Annotated in this window: 1 protein-coding gene; it reads left to right on the top strand. The window is 74.1% G+C overall.

Annotated features, from left to right (window positions below):
* Positions 1–20: 20 nt before the first annotated feature.
* Positions 21–14,399, top strand: coding sequence for a type I polyketide synthase (locus ABGB10_RS09320; RefSeq protein WP_347660459.1), 14,379 nt, complete (start codon positions 21–23; stop codon positions 14,397–14,399).
* The last annotated feature ends 15 nt before the right edge of the window (positions 14,400–14,414 follow it).

The raw sequence follows: 14,414 nt of genomic DNA, 5'->3' as shown, positions 1-14,414 counted from the left end.
ACCGACGTGCGGAGCTCATGATGGCCACCTCCAGCGACAAGCTCGTCGAGGCACTGCGCTCCTCCCTGAAGGAGAACGAGCGTCTGCGCCACCAGCACCGCCGGCTCACCGAGGCGCAGCGGGAACCCATCGCGGTCGTCGGTATGGCCTGCCGGTATCCCGGCGGTGTCGACTCGCCCGAGGCCCTCTGGCGTCTCGTCGCCGACGGTGCCGGCGCACTGTCGGGCTTCCCGGACGACCGCGGCTGGGACCCGGCCGCCTCGTACGCCCGCCCGGCGGGGTTCCTGGACGCGGCAGGTGAGTTCGACGCGGCGCTGTTCGGCATCTCGCCGCGCGAGGCCGTCGCCATGGACCCGCAGCAGCGGCTCCTCATGGAGACCGCCTGGGAGGCACTGGAGCGCGGCGGTGTCGACCCGCTCTCGCTGCGTGGCCGCCAGGTCGGCGTCTTCGTCGGCTCCAACACCCAGGACTACGCGTCGGTGCTGATGCGGACGCCGATCGCCGACGAGGGTCACCTGCTCACCGGAAACGCGGCAGCCGTGGTCTCCGGTCGGCTGTCGTACTTCTTCGGTCTCGAAGGCCCGGCCATCACCGTCGACACCGCCTGCTCGTCGTCGCTGGTCGCGCTGCACCTGGCGGTCCAGTCGTTGCGGCAGGGCGAGTGCACGATGGCGCTGGCCGGCGGCGCGACAGTCATGTGCACCACCGGCGCGTTCGAGGAGTTCGAACGACAGGGCGGCCTCGCGGCGGACGGCCGCTGCAAGTCGTTCGCCTCGGCCGCCGACGGCACCGGTTGGGGTGAGGGCGTCGGGCTGCTGCTGGTGGAACGTCTCAGCGACGCCCGCCGGCTGGGCCACCAGGTGCTCGCCGTCATCCGGGGCACCGCGGTCAACCAGGACGGCGCGTCCAACGGCCTCACCGCCCCGAACGGGCCGTCCCAGCAGCGGGTCATCCGGGCCGCCCTGGACAACGCCGGGCTCACCGGCGCCGACGTGGACGCGGTCGAGGCGCACGGCACCGGCACCGTACTCGGCGACCCGATCGAGGCGCAGGCGCTGCTCGCCACCTACGGCCGCGACCGAGGGGAGCGCGACCCGCTCTGGCTCGGCTCGATCAAGTCGAACATCGGGCACACCCAGGCCGCCGCCGGTGTCGCCGGGATCATCAAGATGGTCATGGCGATGCGGTACCGCACCCTGCCGCGGACCCTGCACGTCGACGCGCCCACCCCGCACGTCGACTGGTCGGCCGGGGCGGTGGAGCTGCTCACCGAGGCCCGCCCCTGGCCGTCCGGAGACCACCCGGCCCGGGCCGGTGTCTCCGCCTTCGGCGTCTCCGGCACCAACGCCCACGTCATCGTCGAGCAGGCCCCGGCCGGCGACGAGGAGCCGGCCCGCGAGCCGGTCACCATCCCGGCGCCGCTGCTGCTCTCCGGCCACGACGACGCCGCCCTGCACGCCCAGGCGGCCCGCCTCGCCCGTCACCTCACCGACCGCGACGCCGACCCCGCCGACGTGGCGCACTCGCTGGCCACCACCCGCGCCGGGCTGCGACACCGCGCCGCGATCACCAGCACCGACCCGGCGGAACGGCTCACCGCGCTGACGGCGCTCGCCGAGGGGCGCAGCACGGCCGGCGTGGTGCGGGACGCCGTCAGCCGCGGCCCGCTGGCGTTCGTGTTCTCCGGTCAGGGTTCGCAGCGGCCCGGCATGGGGCTGGCCCTCTACGAGACGTTCCCGGTGTACGCGGAGGCGTTCGACGCGGTCTGCGCCGAGCTGGATCGTCACCTGGACCGGCCGGTCCGGGAGGTGATCGCGGACGGCGGCGACCTGGATCAGACGGTGTACACGCAGTCGGCGTTGTTCGCGGTCGAGGTGGCCCTGTTCCGGCTGGTCGAGTCGTTCGGGGTCACCCCGGACTACCTGGTGGGGCATTCGATCGGTGAGATCGCGGCCGCGCATGTCGCCGGTGTGCTGTCCCTGGCCGATGCGGCGACGCTGGTGACCGCCCGGGGTCGCCTGATGCAGGCGCTCCCGGCGGGTGGGGTGATGGTGGCGGTGCGGGCCACCGAGGCGGAGGTCCTGCCGCTGCTGACCGAGGGCGTGAGCATCGCGGCGGTCAACGGCCCGCGTTCGGTGGTGCTGTCCGGTGTGGCCGACGAGGTCACGGCCGTCGCGGCGACGTTCAAGTCGAAGCGGCTGCGGGTCAGTCACGCGTTCCACTCCGTGCTGATGGAGCCGATGCTGGCCGAGTTCGCGTCGATCGCGGAAAGCCTGACCTACGAGTCGCCAGGCATCCCCGTCGTGTCCAACCTGACCGGGCAGATCGCCGAGACGCAGGACGCCGCCTACTGGGTGCGGCACGTCCGCGAGGCGGTGCGCTTCGCCGACGGGATCACCACCCTGGAAAGCCAGGGTGTCAGCACGTTCGTGGAGATCGGTCCGGACGGGGTGCTGTCCGCGATGGGCGCGGACTGTGTGACGGATGCGGTGTTCGTACCCGTGCAACGCTCTGACCGCGACCAACCGACCACCCTGCTGACCGCCCTGGCGCAGGTCTTCGTGCGTGGCGTCGCGGTGGACTGGACGCCGTGCCACCCGGGCGCCCGCACGGTCGACCTGCCCACCTACGCCTTCCAACGCCGCTACTACTGGCCGGACCTGCCGAAACCCGCGAGCAGCACCCCTGACGAGTGGCGTTATCAGGAGAGCTGGCAGCCCGTCGACACCCCGCCCACCGGCACCCTCGCCGGGGCGTGGCGCATCGTCGCCGACCCGGCGGACCCGACCGCGCAGCGGCTGCACGACCTGCTCACCCGACACGGCGCCACTGCGGAGATCGGCACCGCCGCGCACCTCACCGACGAGCTGGCCGGCATCCTCCACGTACCCTCCCGCACCGGCGACCTCGACGCCACGACCGACCTGCTCGCCCTGCTCCACGCGGCGACCACCGCCGGGACCACCGCGCCGATCTGGACCGTCACCACCGGGGCCTTCACCACGGGCACCGACGGCGTCGCGCCCGACCCCGCCCAGGCCGCGATCTGGGGCCTCGGCCGGGTGGCCGCCCTCGAACACCCCGACACCTGGGGTGGCCTCGTCGACCTGGCCGGTGACGTCACCGACCAGCTCGTCGCAGTCCTGGCCGGCAGCACCGGCGAGGACCAGGTCGCGGTCCGCGCCGACGGCCTGCACGCCCGACGCATCGACCGCGCCCCCACCACCGCCACCGAACCCTGGCAACCGACCGGCACCGTCCTGGTCACCGGCGGCACCGGGGCGCTCGGCGCCCACGTCGCCCGCTGGGCCGCGCAGTCCGGCGCGGACCGGGTCGTCCTGGTCAGCCGCCGGGGCGCGACCGCCCCCGGCCTGGCCGCCCTGACCGCCGAACTGGACGGGACCGGCTGCCAGCTCACCGCCGCAGCCTGCGACGTCACCGACCGCGATGCGCTCGCCGCCCTCGTCGCGACACTCCGCGCGGACGGCACCCCGGTCCGCTCGGTCGTGCACACCGCCGGTGTGGCCCACCTGACCCCGCTCACCGACCTGGACCCCACCGACATCGGCGAACTCGGCGCCGCGAAGGTGCTCGGTGCCCGGCACCTCGACGAACTCCTCGGCGACGAGCTGGACGCCTTCGTGCTCTTCTCGTCGATCGCCGGCGTGTGGGGCAGCGGGGACCAGGGCGGATACGCCGCCGCGAACGCGTACCTCGACGCCCTCGCCGCCCGCCGGGCCACCCAGGGCCGGCCCGCCACCGCGATCGCCTGGGGCCCGTGGGCCGGCGGCGGCATGGCCGACGCCGACGTCACCGCCCAACTCGCCCGGCGCGGTATCACCGCGATGAACCCGACCCGCGCCATCGCCGCGCTCGCCGACGCCGTCTCCGCCGGCGACGCCACGGTGGTGGTCGCCGACGTGGACTGGTCACGCTTCGGACCCGCCTTCACGGTACGACGGGACAGCCCCCTGCTCACCCCGCTGCTCACCGACGCCGAGGACGAGCAGCAGTCCACCGAACCGGCCGGCGATCTCCTGGCCGGCCTCGGCGTCGAGGAGCGCCGTGCGCACCTGCTGCACCTGGTACGCGGCGAGGCCGCCGCGGTCCTCGGCCACGAGTCCGCCGACGCCGTCCCGGCCGACCGCCCGTTCCGGGAACTCGGCTTCGACTCGCTGACCGCCGTGGAGCTGCGCAGCCGCCTCGTCGCCGCGACCGGCCTGCGCCTGCCCACCACTGTCGCCTTCGACTACCCGTACGCCGCCGTCCTCGCCGCCGAGCTGGACACCCTGCTGTCCGGCGCGGATCGCACCGCGCACACCGTCGCGCCGGCCATCGGTGTCGCCGACGAGCCGATCGCCATCATCGGGATGGCCTGCCGCTACCCGGGCGACGTCGGCTCACCCGAGGACCTGTGGCGTCTCGTCGAGTCCGGCACCGACGCGATCGCCGGGTTCCCCGTCGACCGTGGCTGGGACCTGGACGCCCTCTACGACCCCGACCCGGACCAGCCCGGCGCCTCCTACACCCGGGCCGGTGGGTTCGTCGCCGACGTGGCCGGTTTCGACGCGGCGTTCTTCGGCATCTCACCTCGTGAGGCGCTGGCCATGGATCCGCAGCAGCGACTGCTGATGGAGACCGCGTGGGAGGCGGTCGAACGGGCCGGTATCGACCCCGCCGGCCTGCGCGGCGAACCCGCGGGTGTCTTCGTCGGGGCGTCCTTCTCCGGCTACGGCACCGGTGACCAGATCGCCGACGGAGTCGAGGGGTACCGGCTCACCGGAACGGCGGCAAGCGTCACCTCCGGGCGGATCGCGTACACCCTCGGCTGGGAGGGCCCGGCCGTCACCGTGGACACCGCCTGCTCGTCGTCGCTGGTGGCGCTGCACCTGGCCGTCCGCTCCCTGCGCTCCGGCGAGTGCTCCCTGGCCCTGGCCGGCGGCGTCACGGTGATGGCCAGCCCGGACGCGTTCGTCGAGTTCTCCCGCCAGCGGGGCCTCGCCGCCGACGGCCGCTGCAAGTCGTTCGCGGCCGGCGCGGACGGCACCGGCTGGTCCGAGGGCGCGGGCATCCTGCTGGTCGAACGGCTCTCCGACGCCGTCCGCAAGGGTCACCGCGTCCTCGCGGTGGTCCGGGGCACCGCGGTCAACCAGGACGGCGCCTCGAACGGCCTGACCGCCCCCAACGGCCCCGCCCAGCAGCGGGTCATCCGGGCGGCACTGGCCGACGCCGGCCTCAGCCCGACCGACGTGGACGCCGTCGAGGCGCACGGCACCGGCACCAGGCTCGGCGACCCGATCGAGGCGCAGGCGCTGCTCAGCGCGTACGGCCAGGACCGCCCGACCGGTCGGCCGCTCTGGCTCGGCTCGGTCAAGTCGAACATCGGGCACACCGTCGCGGCGGCGGGCGTCGCCGGGATCATCAAGATGGTCATGGCGATGCGGCACCGGGTGCTGCCCCGCACGCTGCACGTGGACGAACCCACCCCGCACGTCGACTGGGCTTCCGGGGCGGTGTCCCTGCTCACCGAGCCGCAGCCGTGGCCCGACGCGGACCGGCCGGCCCGCGCCGCCGTGTCCTCCTTCGGCATCAGCGGCACCAACGCCCACGCGATCCTGGAAGCACCCCCGACGCCGGAGCCGCAGGCCGTCCCAGATCCGCAGGTCACGCCGGAGCCGCAGGCCACGCTCGTGCCGGCGACGCCGCCGGTGCCGTGGACGCTCGGTGCCGCCGAGCCGGGCGCGCTGAGTGCCCAGGCCGGGCGGCTGCTGCCGTACCTCGACGCGGACCCGGTCGACCTGGGCTACTCACTCACCCGGCGCAGCCGCCACCCACACCGGGCGGTGGTGTTCGGGCGGGACGCCCTCGAAGCGCTCGCCGAGGGGCGGACGGATGCCGGTCTGGTGGCCGGCGACGTGGTCGACGGCAAGCTCGCCTTCGTGTTCTCCGGTCAGGGTTCGCAGCGGCCCGGCATGGGCCTGGAACTGGCCGAGACGTTCCCGGTGTACGCGGAGGCGTTCGACGCGGTCTGCGCCGAGGTGGATCGTCACCTGGACCGGCCGGTCCGGGAGGTGATCGCCGAGGGCGGCGACCTGGATCAGACGGTGTACACGCAGTCGGCGTTGTTCGCTGTCGAGGTGGCCCTGTTCCGGCTGGTCGAGTCGTTCGGTGTCACCCCGGACTACCTGGTGGGGCATTCGATCGGTGAGATCGCCGCCGCGCATGTCGCCGGGGTGCTCTCGTTGGCCGACGCGGCGACGCTGGTCACCGCGCGGGGCCGCCTCATGCAGGTGTTGCCCGCCGGGGGCGTCATGGTTGCGGTTCGCGCGACTGAGGCGGAGGTGTTGCCGCTGTTGACTGACGGGGTGTCGGTGGCGGCGGTGAACGGCCCGCGTTCGGTGGTGCTGTCCGGTGTGGCCGATGAGGTCACGGCGGTCGCGGCGAACTTCGAGAAGTCGAAGCGGTTGCGGGTGAGTCATGCGTTCCACTCGGTGTTGATGGAGCCGATGTTGGCCGAGTTCGCCCAGGTGGCAGCGGGTTTGTCCTACGAGTCGCCGCGTATCCCGGTGGTGTCGAACGTGACCGGGCAGGTCGCCGAGGCGCAGGACGCCGCCTACTGGGTGCGACACGTCCGGGAGGCGGTGCGGTTCGCCGACGGGATCACCACCCTGGAGAGCCTCGGTGTCGCCACGTTCGTGGAGATCGGCCCGGACGGGGTCCTGTCGGCGATGGGTGCGGACTGTGTGGCGGACGCGGTGTTCGTACCCGTGCAGCGCGCTGACCGCGACCAACCTGCCACCCTGCTGACCGCCCTGGCGCAGGTCTTCGTGCGTGGCGTCGCGGTGGACTGGACGCCGTGCCTGACCGGCGGACGTCTGATCGACCTGCCCACCTACGCCTTCCAACACCAGCACTACTGGCCCGCCGCCACGGTGACCGGCGACGGCGACGCCGTCGACCACCCACTGCTCGGCGGCATGCTCACCCTCGCCGGCGACAGCGACGAACGGATCTTCACCGGCCGCTGGTCGCGGAGCGCCCTGCCGTGGCTCACCGACCACCAGGTCGCCGGTGACGTCGTCGTCCCCGGCACCGCACTGCTCGAACTCGCCCTCGCGGCCGGCGCGGAGGTCGGCTGCGACCGCGTCGACGACCTCGTCCTGGCCGCCCCGCTGGTCCTCGGCGAGCAACGGGTCGAGGTCCAGGTCCGCACCGGCGTCGATGACGGCTCCGGCCGCCGCGCCGTCACCGTCCACGCCAGCCCCGACGGCACCCGGTGGACCACCCACGCCACCGGAACCCTCAGCACCGCCGGGACCGTCGACGACACCACGCCGACCACCTGGCCACCCGCCGGCTCCGAGGCGATCGACACCACCGGCCTCTACGACGCTCTGCGGCGTCGGGGTCTCGACTACGGTCCCGCGTTCCGGGGGCTGCGCCAGGCCTGGCTCGACACCGACGGCGCCGTCCACGCCGAGGTGGACCTGCCCGCCACCGTGGACGGCAGCCGGTACGGGGTGCACCCGGCGTTGCTGGACACCGCCCTGCACCCACTCGGTCTCGGCGTCCTGGGCGACGACGACGGTCAGGCCCGGGTGCCGTTCGCCTGGTCCGGCGTCACCCTGCGGGCCTCCGGCGCGGTCACCGCCCGGGTGCGGCTGGCCGACGCCGGCACCGACGCCGTCAGCGTCCACCTCACCGACACCCTCGGGCGGACCCTGCTGACCGCCGACTCCCTGGTGCTGCGTCGCTACGCCGAGCGCACCGCCAGCACCGACGGCCTGCATCACCTCGACTGGATTCCGGTCGAGGCACCCGGCACCTCCGACCGCACCGGGATCGAGGTGCTGCGCGTACCCGACACCGCCACCGACGACCCGATCACCGCCACCCATGCCACCACCACCGCCGTCCTGACCGCGCTGCGCGACGCCGTCGAGCGGGACGTCCGACTCGCGGTCGTCACCAGCGGCGCGGTCGCCAGCCGCCCCGGCGACCCGGTCACCGATCTGGCCGCCGCAGCCGTCTGGGGCCTGGTCCGCAGCGCCCAGACCGAGAACCCCGGCCGGTTCCTGCTCATCGACACCGACGGCGACGACCACCTGGGCGCTGTCCTCGCCACCGGCGAGGAGCAGATCGCCATCCGCGACGGCGCCCTGTGCGCACCCCGCCTGGCCCGGGTCACCGAACCCGCAGGCAGTCACGACTTCGGCACCGGAACGGTCCTGGTCACCGGCGCGTTCGGCACCCTCGGCCGGCTGCTCACCCGGCACCTGGTCACCCGGTACGGCGTCACCGACCTGCTACTGCTCAGCCGCCGTGGCCCGGACGCCCCGGAGGCCGCCGACCTGACGGCGGAACTCGCCGAACTCGGTGCGACCAGCACGATCCTGGCCTGCGACCTGGCCGACCGCGACGCGCTCGCCGGGGCCGTCGACGGCGCGGACAGCCTGACCGGAGTCCTGCACATCGCCGGGGTGATCGACGACGGTGTGGTCACCGCGCTCACCCCGGAACGCCTCGCCGCGGTACTCCGACCGAAGGTCGACGCCGCCTGGCACCTGCACGAACTCACCGCCGGGCACCCGCTCACCGCGTTCGTGACGTTCTCCTCGGCCGCCGGCCTGCTCGGCAGCCCCGGCCAGGCCAACTACGCGGCGGCGAACGCCTTCCTCGACGCCCTGGCCGACCTGCGGAACCGGGCCGGGCTCCCGGCGTCCTCGCTCGCCTGGGGGCCCTGGGCCGCCGGGATGGCCGCCGACCTGGACCCGGACGCGGTCCAGCGGCTCAGCCGGGGCGGACTCGCCCTGATCACACCCGAGGACGGCCTCGGCCTCTTCGACGCGGCCGGCCGGCACACCACTGTCGTCCCACTGCGGCTCACCTCCGGGCGCGCCGCGCCGACCACCGTCCACCCGCTGCTGCGCAACCTGATCCGGGCCACGCGGCGGGGCGCCACGCGGGCCGCCACCGGCGATGCCTCCCTGGTCCAGCGACTCGCCGCCCTGCGCCCGGCCGACCAACGGGAAGCGCTCCTCGACCTGGTCCGCACCCACGTCGCGAGCGTGCTGGGCCACGGTTCTGGGCAGGCGGTCCCCCCCGGCAAGGCGTTCCAGGAGACCGGGTTCGACTCGCTCGCCGCCGTCGAACTCCGCAACGGCCTGAACGCCGCGACCGGCCTGCGGCTGCCGGCCACCCTCGTCTTCGACCACCCGACCCCGGCCGCCCTCGCCGCCCACCTGCACGAGACGCTGATCGGCGCCGAGCTGCCCGGCAGCCCGGAGGTCACCGCATCCGGCCACGCCGACGAGCCGATCGCCATCGTCGGCATGGCCTGCCGCTACCCCGGCGGGATCAGCTCACCCGAGGACCTGTGGCGACTCGTCGAGACCGGCAGCGACGCGATCGGCGACTTCCCCGCCGACCGGGGCTGGGACGTGGACCGCCTCTACCACGCCGACCCGGATCACCCCGGGACCTCGTACACCCGATCCGGCGGGTTCCTCGCCGACGCCGCCGACTTCGACGCCCCGTTCTTCGGGCTCGGCCCGCGCGAGGCCCTCGCCACGGACCCCCAGCAGCGGCTGCTGCTGGAAACCTCGTGGGAGGCCTTCGAACGGGCCGGCATCGACCCGGCGACCGTACGCGGCAGCCGCACCGGCGTTTTCGCGGGCGTCATGTACCACGACTACGTGTCCCGCCTGGACCCCGACGGCGACGAGGTCGAGGGCCTGCTCGGCATCGGCAACGCGGGCAGCGTCATCTCTGGCCGGGTCGCGTACACCTTCGGACTGGAAGGCCCGGCGGTCACCGTGGACACCGCCTGCTCGTCCTCCCTGGTGGCGCTCCACCTGGCCATCCAGGCGATCCGCAACGGCGAGTGCACGATGGCGCTCGCCGGTGGTGTCACAGTGATGGCCACGCCGGGCACCTTCATCGAGTTCTCCCGCCAGCGCGGCCTCTCCGCCGACGGCCGGTGCAAGTCCTTCGGCGCGGGAGCGGACGGCACCGGCTGGTCCGAGGGCGTCGGCATGCTCGTGGTCGAACGCCTCTCCGACGCCCGCCGCAACGGCCACCCGATCCTCGCCGTCATCCGGGGCAGCGCCGTCAACCAGGACGGCGCCTCCAACGGGCTGACCGCCCCCAACGGCCCCGCCCAACAGCGGGTCATCCGTGCCGCGCTGGCCAGCGCCGGCCTGAGCACCGCCGACGTCGACACCGTCGAGGCGCACGGCACCGGCACCGTGCTCGGCGACCCGATCGAGGCGCAGGCGCTGCTGGCCACCTACGGTCAGGACCGCCCCGACGACCAGCCGCTCTGGCTCGGCTCGATCAAGTCGAACATGGGCCACACCCAGGCCGCCGCCGGTGTCGCCGGCATCATCAAGATGATCGAGGCGATGCGGCACGGCGTCCTGCCACGCACCCTGCACGCCGACGACCCGTCCCCGCACATCGACTGGTCGGCCGGTGCGGTCTCGCTGCTCACCGAGGAACGGCTGTGGACCGTGCCGGGCCGCCCACGTCGCGCCGCCGTCTCCTCGTTCGGTGTCTCGGGCACCAACGCCCACGTCATCCTCGAAGCCGCCCCCGAACCGGCTCCCGCACCCCGACACCCGGGCAGTGGCCCGGCGGCGTGGCCGCTCACCGCGACCACCACTGACGGTCTCCGCGACCAGGCGACCCGGCTGCTGGCCCACCTGGAGACCCACCCCGCGCTGGACACCGCCGACATCGGGCACACCCTCACCACGCGCGGCGCCTTCCCGCACCGGGCGGTGGCGTTCGGGCGGGACGCCCTCGCAGCGCTCGCCGAGGGGCGGACGGATGCCGGTCTGGTGGCCGGCGACGTGGCCGACGGCAAGCTCGCCTTCGTGTTCTCCGGTCAGGGTTCGCAGCGGCCCGGCATGGGCCTGGAACTGGCCGAGACGTTCCCGGTGTACGCGGAGGCGTTCGACGCGGTCTGCGCCGAGCTGGATCGTCACCTGGACCGGCCGGTCCGGGAGGTGATCGCCGAGGGCGGCGACCTGGACCAGACGGTGTACACGCAGGCGGCGTTGTTCGCGGTCGAGGTGGCGTTGTTCCGGCTGGTCGAGTCGTTCGGGGTGACCCCGGACTTCCTGGTCGGGCACTCCATTGGGGAGATCGCCGCCGCGCACGTCGCCGGGGTGCTGTCCCTGGCCGATGCGGCGACGTTGGTCACCGCCCGGGGTCGGCTGATGCAGGCTCTCCCGGCTGGCGGTGTCATGGTCGCGGTGCGGGCCACCGAGGCCGAGGTGCTGCCCCTGCTCACCGACGGGGTGTCCGTGGCGGCGGTGAACGGCCCCCGGTCGGTGGTGCTGTCCGGTGTGGCCGACGAGGTGACGGCCGTTGCGTCGCAGTTCGAGAAGTCGAAGCGGTTGCGGGTGAGTCACGCGTTCCACTCGGTGCTGATGGAGCCGATGCTGGCCGAGTTCGCGTCGATCGCGGAAAGCCTGACCTACGAGTCGCCGCGTATTCCTGTCGTGTCGAACCTGACCGGGCAGCTCGCCGAGACGCAGGACGCCGGCTACTGGGTGCGGCACGTGCGCGAGGCGGTGCGCTTCGCCGACGGGATCACCACCCTGGAAAGCCTCGGCGTCAGCACCTTTGTGGAGATCGGCCCGGACGGGGTGCTGTCCGCGATGGGCGCGGACTGTGTCACGGATGCGGTGTTCGTACCCGTGCAACGCGCTGACCGCGACCAACCGACCACGCTGCTGACCGCCCTGGCGCAGGTCTTCGTGCGTGGCGTCGCGGTGGACTGGACACCGTGCCTGACCGGCGGACGTCTGATCGACCTGCCCACCTACGCCTTCCAGCACCGCCGCTACTGGCCGGCAGGCCCTGCCGCCGCACGCCGCGACCGCACCGGCCACCCCCTCTTCGACACCGCGATCACCCTCGCCGAGGCGAGCGGGGAACGTGTCCTCACCGGCCACTGGTCGGTCGCGACCCTGCCGTGGCTGGCCGACCACCGGGTCGACGGCACCCTCCTGGTCCCCGGCACCGCGCTGGTGGAAGCCGCCCTCGCGGCCGGCGCCGGCGACCGACTCGACGACCTGGTCCTCGCCGCCCCGCTCGTCCTGGGCGAGGGAGGTGCCCAGATCCAGGTACGGGTCGGCCCGGCCACCGACGAAGGCCGCCGCCCGGTCACCATCCACGCCACCACCGACGGTACGAACTGGACCGCCCACGCCACCGGCACCCTCGCACCCCCCGACGAGACTCCGGTCGTCCCGGTGGGCCGCTCGGCAGCCGCGGCACCGCTGGACGTGGACGGGCTCTACGACGAACTGCTCCGGCGCGGCCTCGACTACGGGCCGGCGTTCCAGGGCGTCCGGACCGCCTGGCGCGACACCGACGGCACCCTGCACGCCGACGTCGTGCTCCCCGACGAGGTGGGCACCGGCGGCTACGGCATCCACCCGGCCCTGCTCGACGCCGCCCTGCACACCCTCGGCCTCGACGACCAGGCCGGCGACGGCGCAGCCAAGGTGCCGTTCGCGTGGTCCGGCGTCACCGTCCACCAGCCCGGTGTCACCGCCGCCCAGGTCCGTCTCACTGTCGGCGATGCCGTCCAGGTCACACTGGCCGATGCCGTCGGCGACCCGGTCGTGTCCGTGGCCGCCCTGCGGCTGCGGGCGTACACGCCGCCGTCGGTGCTGCACCGCCTCGACTGGACGCCGATCGACCTGCCCGCCACCGGCGACCCCGAGACCGTCATCCTGCGGATCCCAGCGGACGGCACCGACCCCGTGGCGGCCACGCGCACCGCGACCGGCCGCACGCTCACCGCACTCCAATCGGCGATCACCACCGACACCCGCCTCACCGTGGTCACCGCCGGAGCCACCCACGGCGACATCACCCACCTCTCCGGAGCCGCCGTCTGGGGTCTCGTCCGTGCCGCCCAGTCGGAGCACCCCGGCCGGTTCACACTCGTCGACGCCGAGCCCGGCACCACCGAGGCGGAGATCCGTGCCGCCGCGACAGCCGAGCAGTCCCAACTCGCCATCGGTGTGGACGGCGTCTTCACCCCCGTCCTCACCCCGTACCCGGCGGGCAGCGACGGGACCACCGGACTCGGCACCGGCACCGTGCTGGTCACCGGCGCCCTCGGTGGACTCGGCCGGGTCGTCGCCCGCCACCTGGTCACCCGGCACGGCGTCACCGACCTGGTGCTGCTCAGCCGACAGGGCCCGGACGCGCCGGGTGCCGACACCCTCGTCCGTGACCTCGCCGCCGCCGGAGCCACCGCGACAGTGGTGGCCTGCGACGCCGCCGACCGGACCGCGCTGGCCGAGGTGCTCGACGGCCTCACCAACCTGACCGCTGTCGTCCACCTCGCCGGGATGCTCGACGACGGAGTGGTCACCGCGCTGACCGAGGAGCGCGTCGCCACCGTCCTGCGCCCCAAGGCCGAGGCCGCCTGGCACCTGCACGAGCTGACCCGGGACCGGCAGTTGACCGCGTTCGTGCTGTTCTCCTCGGCGGCCGGCGTCGTCGGTGGACCGGGGCAGGGCAACTACGCAGCCGCCAACACGTTCCTCGACGCGCTCGCCGCGTACCGCAGAAGGGCCGGTCTGCCCGGCACCTCCCTGGCCTGGGGGCCGTGGGCCGCCGGCATGGCCGCCACCCTCACCGAGGCCGACCTGGCCCGGATGGCCCGCACCGGCGTCCTGCCGATGACCGAGGCCCAGGCCCTGACCGCGTTCGACCTGAGCCTCGGTGCCGCCGAGCCGGCCCTGGTGCCGCTGCGGCTCGACCCGACGGCCACCCCGGCCAGTGTGCCGGCGGTGCTGCGCGGCCTGCTGCGGGAGGCACCGAAGCGCCGCGGCAGCCGGCGCGGCCCCGACCGTACGCTCGCCGAGCAGATCGCCTCGACCGACCCGGCCGCCCGGAGCGAGGTGGTGCTGAACGTGGTCCTCACCCAGGTGGCCGCCACGATCGGCGACGGGGGAGCGCACACCGTCGACCCGGACCTGGAGTTCACCGGCCTCGGGTTCACCTCGCTCGCGGCTGTCGAACTGCGCAACGGCCTCAACGCCGCCACCGGGCTCAGCCTGCCGGCGACGCTCACCTTCGACTACCCGACGCCGCGTGCTCTCGCCGACCACCTGCTGAGCACGCTCGCCCCGGCCCGTACCCCGCGGCTGCTCGACGAACTGGCCCGGCTGGAGCAGGCGTTCGCCGCCCTGCTGCCGGACGAGGTCGCCGAACTGGCCGTGCGGGACGGCGTCGCGGCCCGGCTGAAGGCACTCACCGGCCAGTGGGCCGAGGTGACCGGGGCGTCCGCGCCGGTCACCGAAACGCTCGACGAAGCCAGCGACGACGAGCTGTTCGCGTTCATCGACCGCCGGCTCGGCGCGTCCTGACCGGCTCGCACACTC

It is taken from the genome of Micromonospora sp. B9E7 (assembly GCF_039871815.1).
In the GTDB taxonomy this organism is placed as follows: Bacteria; Actinomycetota; Actinomycetes; order Mycobacteriales; family Micromonosporaceae; genus Micromonospora.
Note: the sequence above shows the minus strand (reverse complement) of the source record. Positions and strands in the feature narration are given on the sequence as shown.